Origin of the sequence: Vibrio sp. B1-2 (genome assembly GCF_963888445.1) — a bacterium.
Taxonomy (GTDB): Bacteria; Pseudomonadota; Gammaproteobacteria; order Enterobacterales; family Vibrionaceae; genus Vibrio; species Vibrio anguillarum.
On sequence record NZ_CAWPJH010000022.1, the window covers coordinates 322,920 to 343,990 of the forward strand.

Annotated in this window: 11 protein-coding genes and 1 pseudogene; 1 reads left to right on the forward strand and 11 read right to left on the reverse strand. The window is 42.6% G+C overall.

Translation table 11 applies throughout. The features are described from left to right. Positions 1 to 66: 66 nt before the first annotated feature. The gene (locus AACQ75_RS09725; protein WP_064625779.1) at positions 67 to 2,037 is read right to left on the reverse strand and encodes a hypothetical protein; all 1,971 of its coding nucleotides are present in this window, start codon (positions 2,035 to 2,037) and stop codon (positions 67 to 69) included. A 486-nt stretch (positions 2,038 to 2,523) separates the two neighbouring features. Further along, the gene (locus AACQ75_RS09730; protein WP_064625778.1) at positions 2,524 to 3,555 is read right to left on the reverse strand and encodes a trypsin-like serine protease; all 1,032 of its coding nucleotides are present in this window, start codon (positions 3,553 to 3,555) and stop codon (positions 2,524 to 2,526) included. A 632-nt stretch (positions 3,556 to 4,187) separates the two neighbouring features. Between AACQ75_RS09730 and AACQ75_RS09735 the strand changes: the two are divergent. After that, positions 4,188 to 5,227, forward strand: a pseudogene (locus tag AACQ75_RS09735) (IS481-like element ISVvu4 family transposase). Between the two features lie 463 nt (positions 5,228 to 5,690). Here AACQ75_RS09735 and AACQ75_RS09740 read toward each other — a convergent pair. From AACQ75_RS09740 to AACQ75_RS09780, 9 genes are all read right to left on the reverse strand, one after another. Then, positions 5,691 to 5,954, reverse strand: coding sequence for a hypothetical protein (locus AACQ75_RS09740; protein ID WP_064626392.1), 264 nt, complete (start codon positions 5,952 to 5,954; stop codon positions 5,691 to 5,693). Next, entirely contained in the window at positions 5,951 to 6,145 is a 195-nt protein-coding gene (locus AACQ75_RS09745; RefSeq protein ID WP_232471693.1) for an ATP-binding protein, read from the reverse strand. Before AACQ75_RS09745 ends, AACQ75_RS09740 begins: the two co-directional genes overlap by 4 nt. Before the next feature lie 40 nt (positions 6,146 to 6,185). Beyond that, entirely contained in the window at positions 6,186 to 6,794 is a 609-nt protein-coding gene (locus tag AACQ75_RS09750; RefSeq protein WP_232471694.1) for a hypothetical protein, read from the reverse strand. A 14-nt stretch (positions 6,795 to 6,808) separates the two neighbouring features. Then, a complete protein-coding gene (locus tag AACQ75_RS09755; RefSeq protein WP_064626397.1) occupies positions 6,809 to 7,900 on the reverse strand; it encodes a ComEC/Rec2 family competence protein in 1,092 nt (363 codons plus the stop codon). A 164-nt stretch (positions 7,901 to 8,064) separates the two neighbouring features. Continuing rightward, entirely contained in the window at positions 8,065 to 8,721 is a 657-nt protein-coding gene (locus AACQ75_RS09760; protein WP_064626399.1) for a hypothetical protein, read from the reverse strand. Between the two features lie 69 nt (positions 8,722 to 8,790). Next, positions 8,791 to 9,684 (reverse strand): hypothetical protein, encoded by an 894-nt coding sequence (locus tag AACQ75_RS09765; RefSeq protein WP_064626401.1) that lies wholly within the window; start codon positions 9,682 to 9,684, stop codon positions 8,791 to 8,793. Between the two features lie 2 nt (positions 9,685 to 9,686). Further along, positions 9,687 to 11,195: an AAA family ATPase gene (locus AACQ75_RS09770; RefSeq protein WP_339605553.1), complete on the reverse strand. Its 1,509-nt coding sequence runs from the start codon at positions 11,193 to 11,195 to the stop codon at positions 9,687 to 9,689. Continuing rightward, positions 11,155 to 17,484: a DEAD/DEAH box helicase gene (locus tag AACQ75_RS09775; protein WP_064626405.1), complete on the reverse strand. Its 6,330-nt coding sequence runs from the start codon at positions 17,482 to 17,484 to the stop codon at positions 11,155 to 11,157. The genes AACQ75_RS09770 and AACQ75_RS09775 overlap by 41 nt, the downstream gene beginning before the upstream one ends. Then, complete coding sequence (locus tag AACQ75_RS09780; RefSeq protein ID WP_064626407.1) at positions 17,485 to 20,793, reverse strand: STY4851/ECs_5259 family protein; 3,309 nt, start codon at positions 20,791 to 20,793, stop codon at positions 17,485 to 17,487. Between the last annotated feature and the right edge of the window lie 278 nt (positions 20,794 to 21,071).

The following is a 21,071-nucleotide window of genomic DNA, read 5'->3' on the forward strand; positions in this document are numbered from 1 at the left end:
CAGCCCGCAGGCTGACTCAGAAAAGTCCTCGCCATGTTAGTCATAGGATGTCGGCGATGCTTACGCTTACATGTTGAGCTGCACAACATCATGTTTAGCATTCTTGAGCGGGAACGCCGTGACAACCATACCGTTTTGCCGCAGCACGATACGGACGTTCTGATACACAGTCTGACGTCCAGCATTCATAAAACTGAAGCGTCTATAGGTGCGAACAACCTTTCCATCAGCAGTACGAGTTTGCGTGTACTGCGCGTGGACGTCGGTCAGAGCGGCCATTATAACGCGAGTAAGGTCAGAGATAGAATTGACCGAGAGCGCTCGCCAATCCTCACGGTGGCCTTGTTCGCCGCCACCTCCGCCAGGAGCCCAGATATGGTTGAGTCCGAATGGAAAACGCTGCCGGCCGCGGTTTACAGGATTATTCAGGTACACGATGCCAAGATTGTCACCAGTTGACGCGCCGTCGTGTGCGATCGCCGCAGTTAGCTCAGCAAACTCATTAGTTCGGATGCCAGCTGGTAACTCCGGACCAGGTCGCAAGAATGTCTGCACCAACACACGAAACTCGTTGCTTCCGGCTAAGTAATAGCGTCCGCCCGTCTGCAACTGAGGTTGTACCGCGATCGCATCGCCCTGCCGATTGAGTTTACGTTTGGCCTTCCTCACACACTCCCAACCTTGCTCGCTGGCTTCTCGCTTGACGTTGTTTTCAGCACAGCTGGCTTTGACGACTTTCTTCTTACGCTGCCGCATGTTGCTCGGCTTATCCGGATTGGCACGACTGTCCGAGACCTCAGCTATGCTCGCAGCACTACTCAGCGCATTGGCTGCGCGCTCCGGATCGGCCGCCATCCATGCATCAAGCTGCACATTGCCAGTCCTCAAATGTAGCGGTGCAGCTGCGCCAGCCTCGCTGTCGGCATGGTAATCGTTGATGTTCTGGATCAACTCACGCACAGAGCGTGGTGACAAATTGCCGATCAAACGAATCGCATCACGATCCGCCAGCGTGCAGTCTTCGGGGTTGCCTGTGCGGCGTGTGGGCGGACGATCGTTGCAGAACTGCACCCCCATCGCAACCTCGAAGTCAGGTACATCTCCCCCTTGAATCTCATCGGCTTCATACACGGTCAGATCGACGTTGGTGGGCTGATTCCGAGCAGGAACGAGATCGATCTGCGGAGCCGGCAGTCCTGGTTGCGTCATGCTCGAGCACATGCTCGGCGCACCAAACAGCCTGTCCCACCACCACAAGGTCGCCGATGAAACCCCCTGGATAAAATCCTCGAAACAACGCTTACTTCGATGGTGCGAGCTGAATGAGTCGGAAAACGGCACGGAACGTTGTTCGAAGAATGCTATGCCACGATTGTCGAGCGTGCTGGAGGTAACACTAATCGAGCTTTGAATTAGCTCATCCAGCCCTTCATTGGACAGATCCAAGACAATCGGATTTGCCATTTCCCAGCCAGTGACGATTCTTGAATCATGCACAGCGGCTTCATTCATCGTAATAATCAGTTTGTCGGACCATTCCGATTGCGGGGTGATCCAAGGTACGATATAAGCCGTGAACAATAGATATTTAACATCCTCTGGAATCGGTCGCCACAACGGCTTAGACAAAGTACTTTCTGCAATCAACGGCGGCGTACCGCTGCCTAGGATAACAGACATGTAAAGGTCAAATACAGTAGCCGAAATGGTGAGATCGCCAGCTCTTAGCGTAAAGAGTGGAGCCCCCGGGGCGTCGTAGGGAACCAACACTTTGATCGACCTGACAGATTCAGCGTTCAGTATGGCCGCAACAGCCAGACTGTCCGAAGGCTTGAGTTCACCCTGGAATGCAGGAAAAACCATCGTATTAGCAATCTGCTCGATGGTCCCTCCATCATTGGCGGTCTGGATAGAATCCATGAATCTGAGCGGTTGGGCACTAATGACGGAAGGCATAGCAACCAGTGCGGTTAACAGTACCGAGGTGGCGAAAAGGCGCCGTCCCAGCCTAAAATTGAATTGTTTATATTCAGTCATACTTTAGGTACCTCTTGTGGTGGATTAACTGCGGATAAAGTAGTCGTACATTAATTAACCACACAAAGTCAATGGTTTAGACATGAATTATCTGCTGGATATATAAAACAATTTTAATATTGTGATCTGTTGTGAATTGTTATGAAGCAAATGTCCGAGGCGAACCACTGAGCTTGTTTCCAGACTACAAACCGATAAAATATCTCTACCGTCAACGCTCCCTTGAACCAGCATCACAGAGGAACCGAAGAAGCGAGGCAGATAAATGTCGTTTTAGCCCAATGATTGAGAAGTTACTCAGAGGAAGAGATTCAAAAAATACTTTCGCGATGCAAATTTCTTTGAAACCATTTTTGTCAAAAAACTGTTCAAACAACTCAAGAAAGTTATCTCAGAAGGTCAGTTTATCAGGCTTTGATGTGTTCGGATATCCTAGGAAAGGTTTTGCCCATAACCATTTTTTCTGGTTGGTTATGGGCATTAGGCTTAGTTATCTGGAAAGATAATGGTTCTATATTTAGGTTGTTCAGTGTCATCAAGATCTTCAAGGAAGATTATAGGCTTAGATTCTGATGGTTCTTTTGGCGATGAGTCTTTATCTTCTATTCGGCTCTGGATATTTGCCACCGTTTCCATAATCCATTCATAGGCTCCCTCACGGCCTAAACCTTCATAATAAGTGGCTGCGTTATAAGGTGCGGAATAAACATTGGCAACAAAGCTTGCTACACCATAAATTTTACCATCAAAAATGAGAGGACCTCCGCTATCACCTTTTGTGCTACTGTATTTTGTTACGTAGCCACTACTTTCATCTAATTCATAATCTGGGTGAGAAGGCGGTAGAGGTGGGTTTTCAACACTAATCGTGTATGGTGTTGCGTGTGCTAAATTTCGGGATTGTGTTTTTTTGAATGCCCACTCGAAATAACGACACCTTGCTTCATCATGTTCTATGCTTGGTTGGTTATAATAGATATTGGAATAATAAGGGGAGGTAGGGCATCCTGAGAAATGCACCTCAGTATAATAAGCTTTAGAGTTCTCTTTGGCCGCAACTTTTGCCGGTATTGGCATTTTTTTTAATTGACCAGAAGAATACCCTAGTGGGTAGACTTCAGCACCTAGCGGGATATCGTCTGATGCAACAGGAAGAAATTCGATGCCCTCTGGTGTGCTCTCAAGTTCTAAAATAGCAATATCATAGTCGTTAAGGTGATCAATGGCGTAAGATTTCACCACTTTTTTTATTTCACCATTAATCGTGCCATTTTTATTTTTAGAATAAAAGAAGTGAGCATTCAAATTATCGAAGGCACAATGTTGAGCGGTTAGGACAGTGTTTGGAGCAATGAGAGCGCCACTACATACGATCCCTCGACGCTCTAAATAAACCATATAAGGCGCATCTTGAGGAACGATTTCAATACCATTATAAACGGCGTGAGCTTGAAAAGAAGACATCGATACAATAGTCGCGATTGGAATAAAACAAGGTAGAATTTGCTTTTTTTTCATAGTAATTTCTTTTATTAAGTTGTTAGTGCAAAGTCATAGATGATGGATATGACTGGATAATTTTAATATAAATCAAGTAAAAGACAATAATAAGGATTGTATTGATTACAATAGTATGAATGAAAATCACAAGTAGAGATTATTAATTATTTTTTTGTTGTGTATATTTTAAGCTTTAAGTTTCATTTATTAATACATTTTTTATTGAATGGTAGACATGATGATTACTCCTGCTTTGACCATATTCTAAGAAAAATGGAGAGCCTTACCCCACACACAACCATCAAAGTACATAATGAAAAGTATTGAACTGCTGAATAATAAGGCACATTTAGATTGCCCATTATGATTAAAAAACATACCACCATAATTGTTGTTAGAATCTTGCGAGATTTTGGAGCCAGGCTCCAACCACGGATGTTTTGCATGTCCAATTTCCCTACGATTTAGTTTTAAAGAAGTGATAGCTGACAAGAACACCACTGAGCGTGAACATCACTGGAACGTAACTAGGAGCACTTGACCTGTATTAGTTCCGACTAGATCTGACACTTCAATTTGAAAAGAAGAGAGTTACCCACTTTGATTAAAGGTGCTTAATCACTAATCAAAGACAAAAAGAGGTAACTCTCATGCTTCATACTAGCAATCCAATTATCAAACACAAAGCGGGCCTTCTCAATCTTGCAGAAGAACTCGGTAATGTATCTAGAGCCTGTAAGGCTATGGGGGTATCAAGAGATACTTTCTACCGTTATCAAGAGTTGGTTGAGACGGGGGTATTCATGCTCTGATTAACCGTAGCCGAAGAGCACCGAATTTGAAGAACCGTGTTGATAGTGAAACTGAGCAAGCCGTTATCAAATACGCCATCGACTTCCCAGCTCATGGACAAGTTAGAACGAGTAATGAATTACGTAAATTGGGAGTGTTTATCTCTCCAAGTGGCGTACGCTCAATCTGGCTTCGCAATGACCTAGAGAACTTCAAGAAACGTCTTATCGCACTGGAGAAACAGGTCGCAGAGAACGGTATTATCCTAACAGACGAGCAAGTTGCGGCTCTTGAGCGTAAGAAGCACGATGATGAAGCTTGTGGTGAGATAGAAACAGCGCATCCAGGTTATCTCGGCTCTCAAGACACATTCTATGTTGGCAACTTGAAAGGTGTTGGGCGCATCTATCAACAAACCTTCGTTGATACCTACAGTAAAGTCGCCTTTGCCAAGCTCTACACAACGAAAACACCAATCACCGCAGCGGATATATTGAATGATAAGGTTCTACCGTTCTTTGAGACGCATGAACTGCCAATGCTGCGAATCTTGACTGACCGAGGAACTGAATACTGTGGTCGTGTTGAGCAGCACGATTACCAGCTCTACCTAGCCATTAATGATATCGACCACACGAAAACTAAAGCGATGTCACCACAAACAAATGGTATCTGCGAGCGCTTCCACAAGACCGTATTGAATGAGTTCTACCAAGTGACATTCAGAAAGAAACTGTATGGTTCTATCGAAGAGTTGCAGAAAGATCTGGACGAATGGATGGACTACTATAACAATCACCGTACTCATCAAGGAAAAATGTGCTGTGGCAGAACGCCGATAGAAACATTAGAGGATGGGAAATCAATCTGGGCTGAAAAGAATCTAGCCCAGATATAATCTGACAGGCACCAAGTCGAAAAGTGGGTAACTGTCAGATCAGGTCTGAATTAGTACAAATCAGATAAGCCAAATCACTAAAATTAATGAACTTTCTAAGGCGTTTCATCACGCTGATGGTTTTGATACTAAGATTCAAAGCTTAGATCTACAAACCGTTCAATCGTACGCTCAAGAAACGCTGCTATTCGTTACTGGTATTTAAAAAACACCTCAAAAAGCTCTGCCTTATCGGTAGAGTTTTTCTGTATTAGGTTTTCTCATAGTGCAGTAAAGCGACCGTAACAAGGTTTGGGGCAGAAATGAGTTTGGCAACATCGCCTCTGTTTGTCGCCTCTGTTAGATTCCAATCAGCACAGAAAGCACTACCTCTATAAGAACTATGCTTTAGTTCAGTTCACCCTTACAACCGTAGATATTAACCATTAAGACAGACGTTACACTTTCAAGGATGCATAACAAACTATATTGTCTTACAACACATAATTTCAGCGGAAAAACCACCAATCGCACGTTTTAAGCTGGCCATTAAACTGACAATAAGATGAGCGCTGATTGGACTCACAATGTATTTATCAAAATATTCTATTCTTTCAACATGTTCGTGAATCTGCTCTTTTAAGCCTTCTACATGATCAAATAAGAATTCAACAAACTCTTCGCCAAAACACTGAACATCGACATCTAGGTGGTCATCAATGTTTTCTATGATAGTGACCCCGCTCACAATCGCTTTGCCAATTCACTTTTAGCGGTTCCTGGTGGTCCTACAAGTAATACATGTTCACCAGAAAGTGCTGCTAACATCATTAGTCGGACTTGCTGCTCACTTTCCAATAAGCCATCGCTCATCTGAGCCATTAGTGCTTGGAACTTGCCTTTTCTATTCATCGTTGTTGCACATACTGTTGTTGTCACAATAAATTCCTTTTCTAATTTTGTTGCCAAGTGAAACACGTCATAAACTCACGGCAATTGCCGTTGTTACGAGTCTGTTCCCCGCATTTTTTGCTGCGATTGAAAAACCTATGATTGCAAAGGTAAATACCCACAAAGACTGATAACTTACCTCTGAAAAATACTCGCCCAAGAATTGCTTCGCGGCCAGTAACGCAAAGGCACTGACAAAAGATACAGCAGCTGCATCCCGATATAATAAGTAAGCTCTGTGAGTTGAAGCCACTTCGTCCTGCTTATTGGAAGGACGATAAAACTCTTTGTACCAATAACTGTTCTGCTCTCTATTATTTTGCTTCAACAATTCAAACTCGGACACGCGGGCCTTAAGGAGCGCAGTGTCAATACGTCGATCTTTCTCTGATAACTGTATAAAGCGATGCCCTGGTAACACATTGTTCCATCGCCAAAATACCAAGACGCTCTTGAGGTCAGGAGGCATGAGGTGGCTAAGCCACCCCGAAACCGCACCTATTGCTAACATCGCACCACTCGTGTCTTTTAGTATATCTACATAACTGATATCAAAAGCACTTTGATTTACAAGTGATATCACTGTTAGCTGAAGAACCATCAGTACTGAGAGCGGGATAATGTTATTAGTTTTCATAGAGATTCCCGCCATTATGCCACCTCTTCTTCATAGTCGAAGTGATATGGCTCAGGGTTCATACTATTCCACCCATCACGGCCAGGTGCATTGTAATGGTGACAAATACTGGAACCTCTCGTCGCTAGTGCTTTGACACCTCGGTGAGTGAAAGCATTCATCACCGCTTTCCGTGGGTGCTTAGGCTCGCCATTTTTCGCCGTAGAGGCAATCGCCGTAATGTTCCGAGATGAGCCTTGTCTGATGGGCTCTCCAACTAAACGATTTAGAACGGTCGTCCCAATATTACGCTTACTTCCATGATGCGGGATCTGCATAAATCGAAGGTCTGCTCCGCTCATACACTGCTCAATTTGATCTGCCGCGTGTTCCAAAGCCTGAATGCCCGCATCACCAGTAAATAGGGAGCGTCGGCCATCGACGACCAATTGAGTGATAACGCTTGAGTTGTTCTTCGCCGATGTTACCCCTTCATCATCAATCTGGTCTTCGCCCCAAGTAGCAAAAAAACGACGAATAGATGCAGCCGCTTTTTCAAAAAAGCTTTCTAATGCATTTGTTGCAATGGCTTTTTCAGGCATGCCATCGAAATCAGGAATGAGGGATTCGTAGTATTCGACAGAAGGACCGAGAACCTTGATACCACCGCCTGTATCCGTTAAACCAGTAAAAGGTTCACGTACACTGATCCCTTTCGACTCAGCTAACTTAACCAGCGACCACGCTTTTTCGAGGTTTTGCTTAAGACGTTCCCCTAAGCTGTTGTCCGTTACGCGTCCATCTTTGAAGTTATCAGCAAGTCCTTGGTTATGTAGCCAAGGCTGATGAATCCAAAGTTCTTTTACTTCGAGTTCATTGAGGACGGTTTCCAAACCGTTAATATGGTCTTGATCAGCGTGAGTATTAATGACCAAGTCCACTTTAGAAGTGCCAAAACAAGTGGTGATGTGATCAATAATCTTTGAACCTGTGCTTTGAAAGCCACCGTCAATCACAACAACAGTTTGCTCGTCACGTGGACCGTGTAGATTCCCGTAGCGAAGTGCTATCGCATCGCCACTCTTAGACTCTTCACCAACACCTAAAAAATCTATTTCGTAACCCATAACTTTTTCCTTTTTCTATGAAAGCTATGAGTTACTAATCAACTAGCATGCCAAATTATAACCTTTTGTTTTTATTAAAATTAAGTCAGAGCGTAACGACACAACCCGTAACCATATTTACCTGTGGTAAATTTTATTACCTTCAGATAAATCAAGAAAATTAACTAGTGCCTAAACGGAACTACATTGCTCATGTCATCAGAAGGTGAGTTTTCTTTAGTGATTTGTTGGACATAGTCAAGCAATCGCTCGATTGGGATGAAGCGCTGCTTCTTGTTGTTCACCTTAATGCTTTTGGTTTGAGAGTTGATATAGTTAGAAATCTCAAATGCTAGCGGCTGGCTTAAGCGCTCGAGATTTCTATCCTCTAAGGTTTGCGTGACCCATTGTGCTGCGTCGGCTATATGGCCGTTAATACTGAGATCGGTGTTTTTTATCCAGCGGTGCGTGAACTCAATGGCATTGAGATTAGATAGCAGTGTGGCAATATCGTAACGATGGACTAAACCGCCGTTTTCCAATGCTTCAACAAAGGCAAATTGCCACTCGATTTTTAGCCGTTCAGCTAACTCTTCAGTGGTATAACACAGACGTTCAAGGGGAATAAAATAAGTGAAGCGGCTATTGGCTTCACAGACGATGAGGGTTTTCTCAATAGATTGATAGCGGTTTTCGATAATGTGCACCTGCCAGCTTAGGGTGCTGGCATCTGAACTCAGTTTGTTTACTCCGGCTTGTTTACCTTCTTCCACTGGCAAACGAGGGAGATCGGCTTTAAGCCATTTGTTTAGTGCGTTAGTGGCACTGAGTTGAAGACGCATAAAAACCTAACCTTTGACCAAAAAAGAGGCACCCGAAGATACCAATGACATTAATATTTGTGTAGTTTTCTACGTGCCAACGATGACAATTGGCTCTCCTTGACGAATAGCTGTGTTCGAAAACTTACGATACTCAGCATGCCTAGCCGTTTCAGCTAACCTGTGTATATTGACTTCGATCGCGTCTTGATAGGTTGCTTCATCTAAGCCATGCCCAAATGAATACCCCACTTGTTTGGTTAATACAAAGCGGTCGTGCATTTGATTTGATGGCCAAATAGACATTTCTACTTCAAATCTGGCTGGTAATAACGGTTTAACATGTTCTACTAGCCCTCTTTGCAATTCTGCCCTGGTTTTATCCCCTTGGATTGCAGTAAACACTAACGCTCTTCGGCATTGCCGACGGCCACCTGCAAGTCGATTAATAAACTCGATAAAAGGTCTTCTATATCTATCATCAGAAGGGTGAAAGTAAGGATCAATAAACATAGCAACATCAGCTAGCGCAAGTGACACGGAAATAGCATCAGCTAACGATTCGGCATTTCTAGGTACGCTATTGGTTTGATTTATTATCCAATCTTTTGGCTGAGTAAACATCATACTTGCGTAATCGTATTCACTATTTGCTTGATTAAAGATAGATGTAATTATTGCTTGAATAACGAAGCTCTCCTTCGCATGTCTAGCTTGAGCTAACCATTCATCAATATGCTCAGGCACTGTAATACCTGGGATCAAAGATGTATTACAAAGTTTTCTGAGCTCATCAAAGCACTTCCTGCGTTCTACTGGTTGCAAATCCATAGCGCGTATACTTGCTTGTTGTGCCCTTTCCCAGTTTTTTGGGATTGCCGACACAACTCGGCCCTGCTCAGCCCGAAAGTCCGTGAAGAAGCGTTGTAGGGAGTCACGATTTCTTGTGTAGGCATCAGGATCAACGGCATATTCTCTGATCATTCTTACACCTCTCCATATCGCTCTTCAAAAAAACCTTCTGGCCAATCAAGTTCGAAATCCCCACTGTCTGTAATACGCTGGCGTTGATAATGGATTTCTTCGTCGTGTTTAAACACATTGATAACTCTAATCTCATCAGGCGTTATTGAAAGCGCCCCTTCATCAACCGTTCTTCTTAGAAGGCGTAACATCAAGTGCTCACTATGCGTTTCGATGAGAAACATTCTATCTGGGTTATTCTTAACTGCTTCAATCATCATATCCCCCAAAGCCAACTGCCACTTGGGGTGAATATGCAATTCAGGCTGCTCGCACGACACGATAAGATCTTGTTCAAGTGACGTTGCAACTACAAATGGGAAGACTTGTGATACACCAACACCGACGCTTGATGGCAATAAAGGAATGTTAGTATGAGAGTCTTTAAGGATGACCGATTTTTCACTCAAACTTGCTTCGCCGTAAGCTGGAGACTCAAAGCAGTAATTAGTGCCAAAGAACTGGCTACTAACGAACTTTTCATTAGTTTTGGCTTTTACTCTTTCATTGGCAAAGGCGAAGGTCTCCCAGCCAGCTGTTCCGTCATACCAGCGCTGCGAACTAGTCTTTTTGTTCAAGACGGTTGCGCGTGTTGGCATAATGCGTAACGGCCCAATATGAAGCAAATCTTCAAGTTTATTCACTAATAGCTTTAGTGGCGCAAGCGCTGCTTGAGAGAGTGAGGCTTCGGCAAACAACTGGGCGGCTAACGGATGACTTTCGAAAACATCAGACCAATCGAAAGGTGCGTTGGATAGATCAAGCCTTTTATGGATATTCGGCAACGCATCTTGGCCATTTATTGAGACATCTTCCCACTGGCCAGAATCAAAGAGGTTTTCGATTTTAAATGATTCATCTACTTCCCAATGTGGCAGTGGTTGATAGTGAGCAATTTGGCAATCTGGTCGACCGACTTGAGCTGTTGTTTTGAAATACTCAATGCCGTGGCTTTTACATACATATCGGCTGATAAACGCACGACTTTTGGTATGGTCCCATTTAATGTCTAACTCAAATGATACAACATCAGCGTCTGAATCTGGTGTAAAGCCTAAATGGGATTCTAGTAACCATTGTTCAGAGCTGGACAAATAATCATCCCAAATATCCGCCACTCCATCTCTAAAATCTAGTGTTGCACCTAAGGTGATAACTCCATTTAAATCCTTACCATGAACAATATTGTGAAAACCACCAAAGTAGAGCGACTCCCCAGCGATTGAGCTGTACTGTGCATCAAAATTACGTTTAGCGATCACTTCATACAGATACAGTAATGCATGTAATACAGTGCTTTTACCTGTACTGTTTGCCCCAAAGAACAACGTGATAGGTGCGAGTGGAATCGTGGCTTTATTCTTAATACCTTTGAATCCACCAACGGTAAGTGATGTTATTTTCATTTTTAACCTAATTATATTCAAATACTTACAACACATTAATTGCAATCCAAGTAGACCAGCTGGCACTATTAGACACCTTAGCCAATTTATAAATCTCAATTAGCCGCTTTATCTGATCTTGTGTATCTCTCATGAAATCAAATCGATGCATCCCACTAGCAAGATCTAATCGCCAATATCCAAAGCCTTGATCTAGGGTGATCTCAACGATATCACCAGTAGAAAAATGCAACTGTATTGCTCTTCGGTGCGGTACTTCGCGTTTGTTATCAATTATATTTATATCGACTCTTTTGCCAGCCATATGAGTCAACCAAGCATTAAATATTGCATCGTAATCGTAGCGATTGTTCCAATCATGATTAACAGCTAATGGGCTTCGATTGTGTTCATCAAAACAGCTACTTACTTCTATTTGGCAATCCGATGTTTTTCCTAGCGCTTTGAGTACTTCAGCTAGCAACAATAAAGAAACCGGACTTTGGAGATACCTATCTGAGTACGAAATGCTCTTCAATTCACCATCTTTGAAGAGCTTTGTTAATCGCTCATCTTTACTCTTTAATAAGTTAACAAAACCTCTGCCGAAATTTGATAACGATCCATTTAATTCAGTCGTAAGATCAACATGGACGGCTCCTAACAAGTGGGTTGGCTCCATGGAGTCTAATTTGAAAGGGGTTGTCGCTATTTCTGGTTCACTATAAGAAACAATGGAAATATCTTCCGCTGTAAGCCAATGCTCTCCAGGGGTGGTTGCTTTAATATCAAGGTTCGCTAGTGTAGACCAACCGCTACCTGTTAAGCCTTGAAAAACAATAGCTCCACACTCTTTTCCATATTTAAGCTGAACGCCAATTTTTTGTATTTCCCTTAAGAAACTCACAATTTCATCTGTGAATTCAACTTTAGGGACAACTATTGAAACAGCGATATTCTTCGCTAATAGTTCATGCAATTTCGATTTCATCAAGACAAGAGATGTATCCCACCCTTCGACTTCAGAAGAAAGAACAAATAAACATTCCGACACCTTTTCATTGAGCAAATCGGTCAACTGCGCCTCGATAGTTTGAGGGCAGTATTTTCCATCCTTGATAAGGTTTTGGTGCTTAGTCGAGAGTAATACGTAATGTTTAAAATTATCACCTAACCATTCTATCGCTAACATGCGATCGAGCTTATCGGTATCGTGTTTCGAATCCGACTCTAAAAGGCATTCAGGACAAAACGCGTCACATTGCTTCCTACAATCAAGTTTTCCAACTAATCCATTCAATATCTCGGAAATATGAAATGGCGCGGATGTCGAAAATCCGGCACCACCGCCCACGCTGTCGAACAACTGAAGCACTAATGCGTGTTGATTATGACCAATAACTGTTGGCCTAACGCTATACTGGATTTCGTTTGTAGAGACACCGAGCTGCTCTACTAAGCACTTTCGTAGTGCCACAGCTAATGTGGTCGCTATTTTTCGACCCTGCTCATTATCAGGTATGTATTCACCTGTTTTAGGGTTCTTAATCACCAATTCAAATACATCGGTTCGGGAGTTAATACCTAAATGAATCGAAGACATTATCTTGGCAGACCCGTTACAATCAGCGTGTCGACCTACTTCATCTTTATCGAATTTACTAGGACGCGGTGGTTTATGTGTTTTTTCAAAGTTAAGTGCTTTTGGCAACTCACCTTTCGCTGTCATTGACTCTGCGCGGCCGCAAGCCATACATAACGCATACCCTTTGCCCGACAATCCAGAACTATGATGGAAGACCTTGCCATTGGCATCCGCCACCATATAACCAAGTGCAGGCATTGGTAATGGCGTTGCTGTACCTGATGCAATAACCCAAGAAGGTTGAACGGGAACATAATTATTATTAGAAATATTATTTGTTGGTTCTCGATAATAATCAGTAACAAAGCCTGTAGGTTGAATCACTTTTTTTCGACAATCAGTATTGTCTGGGACATTTTGGCCACAAGCTATATTAGTGCATATAAGGTTATTTGAATCAGATTGTATTTCTAGATCCGTTTCGTAGCCTGTCTGACCACAACTTGGGCAACGCCAAGCTAAGTCAAATTTCTGAGAATCTTTCGCACCATCAACGTGAATTTTCTGCCAATTCAGCGAGATACCTGCCGCTCTATGTACTCTGCCATCAAGTACTATTTCTGAACCGGGAGCATACTCTCGAATTGCAACAGCTAGGTTTCGACTTGGCAATCCTCGATTGATAGAAACATTATCCTCTCGATCGAGTTTACTAACATTCCTAAATTGAAGCCGCCTTCTAAAATCAACGATATTATCGGTATCCAAGTTTACGACATCAGTAGGGAATCCATATCCAGGAAGGAACGCTCTTGTTGCTAAATCCCGTAGTAAGTACTCTCGACATAAACGAGACTTCTCACTATTTAGCTTATAAGCATAAGGGCCATCAGGATCAACGCCAACCAATTCATTTTCTATGTATTGATATTCATTTACCCACCGAGTGGTGATTTCCTCTATTTTCTTTGCTGAGTGTTTACAGATGTGTGCTAAAGGAGCATTTCTCAACGCTGTACCTTTAACTAAAGTAGCTAAGGCTGATTGAAACCTCTTATCACACGTTTTGACCCAGTTGATATAACGTTCTGCGATAGATTTTTCGTCATTCACCTTTGTGTTAAACCACTCAAGATCTAAGTTAAATTTTTCTTTACTTGTTAAACCAACTTCTTCGATTAAAAAGCGTCCCATCAAAAATGAGTTTACATGTCTCTGCACCAATTTCTCAGACGAAAATGCAACATGAGGGGCTGATATAACAGTAGTAAATGGCCATTTCGGGTTATTAAAAACCAACATATCATGGGGATTACTTTTACATAGTGTGTAACTTATCGCTCTAGATTCTTTAGATCGACCAGCTCGGCCTGCTCGCTGAAGATAGTTCGCTGGGTGTGGTGGTACATTATTCATCACTACCGCAGTAATACCACCGATATCAACGCCCATTTCCATTGTTGTAGAGCAGTTGAGGACATTTTTCCTACCAACTTTAAACTCATCCTCATAGATTTTAAGTCGCTCAGCGGATTGTTGTGCAGAGTGTTCTGCTGAAGCATAGTAAAAACCACCCTCTACCGTTCGATCATTAATATCCGTCCACAAATTCTGCTCTCTAAGTGATCTTACTTCCGGTGAATTCGCAATATCTTTGCGCATTAAGATAAGTGAAAGCAAGAAGTCATCACTTCCTTCGAAAGCCCATACGGCGGGAAGTTTCACTTTTTCACATAGGTTGCCATCTAACTGGCCTTTAAACGGAATATAAGGAGTAATTCCTTTAAACGTAGTGTCTAGCAGTTTGTTCGTAATCGGACATATATAAGCCGAATTCATCAATGAAAAACTGACATTAGTCAGGTTCAAACTATATTGTTTATCTGCTGTTGAATCTTGCAAGATTTTCGAACCGGTTAACGCATTCCAAGCAGAAACCAACCAGCCATTAACCGTGTCCTCCCCTGCCGTACTCGTAATATCAATGCCAGTGGCGACAGTGAGCAAAGTAATTATACGTTGTTGACGTTTACTGCCTTTTCGTACTAACGGCCAACTCTTGGCTCTGTTTTCATCGACATCACTCGCGTCAGGCCCTAACAAAGTTTTAGGTGAAAAGTGCATACCGATCCAACGAATCCATTCACGATCAATGGTTATATAAGAGTTTTCACGTACAAAAAAATCCAAACAAACTTTAAGGTAATCACGCCAATCTTTTACCGTTAGACCATAATTCCCCCAAAGCTCCGGGACAGCCTCGATTTTGTCCAATGCCGGGTAGACTATTTTAACTAACCCCTGAGTCTCTAGATTGTTTCTATTTTTTGGTCGTCTTGCAAACTCTCTCGTCAGTAGCATTTGAGTCAGTCGTAGAGGTCCTGTCGAATCATCGAAAATTTCTGGCGATAACCGCTTGTTCTCTTTTAACATCGACTCTTTTAAATCATTATCTTGTTTAATAACAGCTGCAAGATCAGACCAAGTGATTGTTTGAGGCAAAGGTATAGCAACCGAACTACTGGCAATATCAATATATTCTTTTAGTGCCTTAGCATCTTCAGGCATGGATTTTTCGATGGATGGCAGCATAACTCGTAATTTTTCGATAGGCATACTCAAGTAGTCTTTTACGCTGTCGAGTAACGCCTCATCTATAATGACTTTCTCTTCCACATGCCTACGAAGCTCCTTAAATACCAAACCTCGCAATCGCGACCGTTCTGCTTCTTGCTGCATACGAATTGACATTTTTGCCGTTCCTTGTCGACTATCGGTAAAGGTAATTAACCGACGTCCTCGACCAGGAACAGAGTTAGGGCCTATCTTGGATTCTTTATCCACCTCAATATCTGGGCAGTATTCCAATACTGTTGGTACAGCAATCGCTGTATAGAATGGCGCCCCCAGTAACCCTCTTCGTAACGCTTTACTGTACTGACCTCTACCTGAGTAACCACATTCGCAGCACTGTTGCGATTCACTCATCAACTCAGCTAAGTGAATTGAACTGTTTTCCAAAGATTCTTCGCGCCCAGCAGTATCAAATCCTTTTAATTGGTATTTATATTCATCGCTCTGTTTTGCTCCAATAACAACTTGAGTATCACTTGCGGTTCTGTTTTTAGAAAACTGATCTGAGCGCTCCTCGTCTACCTCTTTTTCTTCTTCATCAAGCAATGAAAACTCATCATTAATTTTTCCGGTCCATTGTTGCAAGTGACCATTGTGATCAGTTGCCAATAAATGTGGTTCGTTACAATCATTGCAAAACGCTAATTCAAGCACTGCTGCCCCACAATGACATTTCTGACGATGCTCACTATAAACAAACCCAAATGGCCACGCGCCATTCAATTTAGACTGCTGTTTATTCGGGCAGTTTGGGTCAATACAGCACCACAAACCATGCAACGTTCGCTGAAAATAATGAGCTCTGAGTTTTAAAAACGCCTCACTGCTATGAGAATGTTTGGTTCCGGTACAGATATCCAGCCATCGGCATAACTCTGCTTCGTTTAAATCATAAGGTTTTAATTTATCGAGTAATTCAGCGTAATGTACCGGGCCTACATTGTCGCCAGCTAACAACTCTCGTATTTTAACGGCTAGTGCAGAACTCGCTAAAGCAGAGTATCGACGCTCTGATACTTCCGAATTTTGACTCCGCTTCTTATCTTTAGGTTGTTCACCCTCTGGCTCTATCGCTTCTATTTCACTAAGAGTTAAATCTGCTGGCGTTACTTTGGGTAAGCCAGGAACTACACGTCTCCCCCCAATGACAGCTACCTGCTCTACGCCTACATTAGCTAGCCTAGCGAGGTATTCTTTAAGTTGTGTTTCAGCTTCAGCACCCGCAATTGTTGCAGATGTCGCAATAAATCGAATATCCTCAGGCTTAACATCAAAAGCTTGCATAACACGTCTTAGCTGCAAAGCAAGTTCAGCGGCTTGCGAACCAATATACGTATGTGCTTCATCTAGTACGATCCAACGCAACTTACCCTGTGACTTTTGGATGATGGGTGCGTCGGCTTGCCTCACCAACATATACTCCAACATGGTTCCATTGGTTACCAAAATAGGAGCTGGGTTTTCTCGCATCAACTTTCTAGAAAGTACTTCCTGAGGCTGCTTTCTTTGCCTTTGCCTATCTTGGGCTTTAAGGTCATTAGGTGTATTTCCGTTATACAGACAAAATCGAATATCACCATTAAAGTGCGTCGTCCAAGCATTCAATCGTTCTTTCTGCGAGTTTATTAACGCATTCAAAGGATATAGAAATAACGCTCTCACCCCTGTTAGCGAACGGCTTGTCTGCTGTGTCTCTCGGTACAAATCTTCGAGTATAGGTACCATGAAACATTCAGTCTTGCCTGATCCAGTTCCACTGGTGATAATTTGAGATTGAGGGCGAGGATCAAGTAACCCTTTCCATGCTTTCAATTGATGTTTGTAGGGTTTTATTTCTCTATTCAATACATATTTACACTTGCAGCTACTGTCTTTTTTACATCCTTCTTTATGTGGTGAAACATCTAATGCATTTAGTAACTCAGGGCTGAGTAAGTTGTTATGAGCGGAGGTAGAGAGGTCTTCTATCGTTATCTCGTCTGCTTCCCAAGCGAACATTTGCTCAAACACAGGACCGTGAACAAACTTTTCATCCGTTTCCATTCGCTCACTTAAATGGTTTCTAAGAGCCGGATTCTTAATACCCAAAATACTTAAAGTCGACTCTTTTGCTCGGCTATTAGCTTGTTGTTTTAGGGTGGCAAAATATTGCTTCATTTAAGCTTCCTCTTGGGCAAATACGCATAATGCACTTTGAAATACCGGGTTAAACCAATGGCGGTCAAACTCAACAATCTGTCGTAAATGGAAATAATCTAAGGGATAAAGTGTCGGTGTCAGCTCTTCCAAATGAACTTTTCCACACGCCACTGCAGCTGCAAAGACCGGAAAATAAAGGACGCTCTTGTGAAACCCACGAATGACTTCGAAATGAATAAGCGATTCACAGTGTTTTTTGCACCATGTTTCTAACTCAAAACTAAATGCTGTCGGCCACTCACGGTCAGACAAATGAACTCGCACCAAATCTTGGCTCCATTCAGGCAGACAATATTGAAAGACAGCTGGCAAATTCGCTTCTTGTTGTATAAATTGATCGTCAATTAGTGAACAGCACTGCTTTTCAAACAGTGGCGAAAACTCAGAAAGAGTTTCTAGCTTGCTCTTAACTTTGTTATCTACCACTTTTTCAGGTAGCCCTATATCTAGTAACATCTGGCGAAACTTAACAATATGTGACCGCCAAATACTCAGCGGTATAAGCTCCCAAATAACATTGAATTCAACTTTCAAGCGTTCCATTAATTGAACGGGGTTATCTGCTTTAAACGCTAGTGCAGATAAGCAAGCAGTATGTTTCACTAATGCTTTCCACACTTCAAAGGTCGCCATTGGCAAGTGTGAGTAATTAGCAAACAAGTCGTTAATAAATCGCCAACTACTGTGGTTAAAATCATTAGCTAACATTGGAAGAACATCGGCTATCGCGTTTGGGTTAGTTACTGGATGAAATAGCGCCACAGCCTTATTTAAGGTTTTTACATCATTAGAACGTTCAATAGGTTCACTACTCGGAATAAACTTCGCACGAAAAGCAAGCTGAGTATTGTTTGAAGGAACGATTAACGCTGGCTGAGATAACTTTGTATTTAGCTCGAATACACCTGTCGCAACGCCATTTGAATATCTTTGTTGAAGGGCATGCGGTTTTTCTGCAGGGTCAGCCAAATTAATTAATTCTGGCTTAATAACTAGGTCATTTTCCAGTTTTACATTAAAGCTTACTGTCTCATTGAACTGTTGAGCTTCTGTGGCATATCGTCCAATGATCGTTTGCTGCTCTCTACAGCCCGCTCCTCCAATGATCATTCGAACTTCATCATCCAGCTCACCAGATGCCGCCAGTAGTTCTCGAATGCGATGACGAAACTCATATAGACTGACCTCTAGGACCTTATCGGTAACCTTGTACTCCCAATAATAAGACGCATCACGAGACCTCATCGGCCCTTTCAATTCAATATAATAACTCGCCGCTACATCTACACGCGGGAAAAACTGAATACGCGCACCTAATAAATCATCGATAGTGATTCTCTTAGCTAAACCGTTACCATGTTTGTCAAAGGTTAACGCTCCTGAGGCAGGAAAAGGTACCCGTACTTTTATCGGGTCAGCCATCAGGTTTGCGCTGATAGAGAGAATAATATCCGCTGGTGGTGACCCTTCGGCTATCACCTTGATTCTTTTGCCACCGTCTATATTGGTTTGTTTATAGGAGACCTGTTCGCCTTCTATGGATACAAATAAGTTCCTTTCACAATGAAGATCGACAAAACCACTATTAGCCTGCTTAGACGGCTTCAGCTCAAGGTGGAATGACTGCGGAAGAATAGCGAGTCGTTTACGAAGCATTGTGCGATTACCACTCGCCTTTAAACGTACCGATTGAATACCAAACAAGCCCGCTTGATGGGCGTCTCCTAGCCGTTTATTACCTAACCACAATTCTGTATTTGGTTCTTGACTAGTAATAGTCGGTAAGCCCAAATAGATAGGTTGTCCAGTGCTAGAGTAATACTGTAATTTAGTCCCTCGAACACTGACTTGATCGGCTAATACTGCCGACTGACGTGTCGATATTACATAGGTATCGTGCTCATCTTCTTCAGTACTATAATCAACCTTAATTTCTCCACTGAACTCAACAAGCTGATAGTGATCAGTTGTTACCGTCGAGCACAGTTCTGGAAACTCGGCCGTGTAAGCCGCATCTTTTAGTAAGATAGCTTTGAGTTGGTCAGCTTTGGTACTCACGCTTCCTTGCCCTACGACCCAATCATGCTCACCGTCTGACCTAAGTACAATCGGCATTTCATTAATAGCGAGGTCAGAGTTAGGAATTTCTTCTCGATGAAGCTCAACGCCCGCTTGTAATACCACCAAATACAGATCCTGCTCTATGGCGTGTCGACGAAACTCACAAGCAGGAGTTCGTAAAATAACCTTGGTGGCCTCTCCTTCAAAGGTTGCATGCCCAACACCCAACTCAGCAATGACTCGATTGCCTTCTTGTATAAATAACTCAACTCGACTGTTAATCAATGTTTCGCGTTTAAAAGGCATAGGTATCGTCTTCATCAATTTAATTTGAGTAACAAAACCCAAATCTTCATTGTTTGAAAGCCTTTGCCAGCAAATAATTCGTTTTGTTTGTTGTGATTTGCTTTTTCGCTGAACGGACGCAGAAGTAAGCAAGCCAGTGAGAAATTCGCTGCCAGTGTCTGTATCAAGTGGGATTGGAAATAGATCTCTCCAATTGGGCAATTGGTTATCTAAATGATTGGCAGGTTGCTCTTGTTGTTGCAGATTGTATTCATCAGTTAAACGCAGCAATAGCTCCGCCATATTAGTGATAAGATCAACCGTCGTTTCTTGTCTAAATGCTTCAGGTAAATGTTCAAGCCCCTCCGACACCAACTGAAAGGGAGACTGACCGTATGCCTGTGCGTCATCAAAAACCCTAAGAATACGCTTAAAGATTGCTTGGAATCGGCCACCTTCGCTCGCTAGTAAGCCATAAGGTAGCCCCCCCTCTCTAAACACTGACCCAAGAAAGCTATGTCTATCATCGTTATATTGGCTAACCGTACGCTGCCAATACTTAAAACCTGTTTTTATTACCTTACTACGTTGGTTAGCATCTAACTCAAATCCTAAGCTGCTTGATATGCCACTCCAGCTCCAACCACCTTGATACTGACGTCGATACCACTCAGCGCTGAAAAGACAAAAAGCCGCGCACCAGCTACTATCTCCGTGCAACCTTGTTGGCAATTTTTGGTTTTTTAAGCTGGTTCGTAAGTGATGATATTCTGGTTCTGTTAATTGATAGGTAAATAGCGGCTGGCCAGTGGGATGAGATAATTCTCGCTTCGTTAAAATGGCTCGTAGGCAACCATAAACTGAAGTAGAGCCGAGTATCGCACTTGCAGGTTCAAGTACGCTTGGGGACGTAGTATCCATTGATGACCTCACCTTAGTTGCCTAACCTTAAATTTCGTTGCGCTAGATAATTCGTACTTAGCAGCCTCCGTATACAAGTAAATGCATTGCAACAAACATTCCCGTCAGTAACAAGTTGATTTATCGGGGAGTAAGTCGCTAATCACACTTTAAATTGGGAAGTTAAATTACCAAGGTGTAATTATTTTTACGATTAAGTTTAAAAGAGAGAAGTTATTGAATAGTTACTGATGTGATAGGTGCCAGTGGAGTCGTGGACCCTTTAAATCTTCCAACGG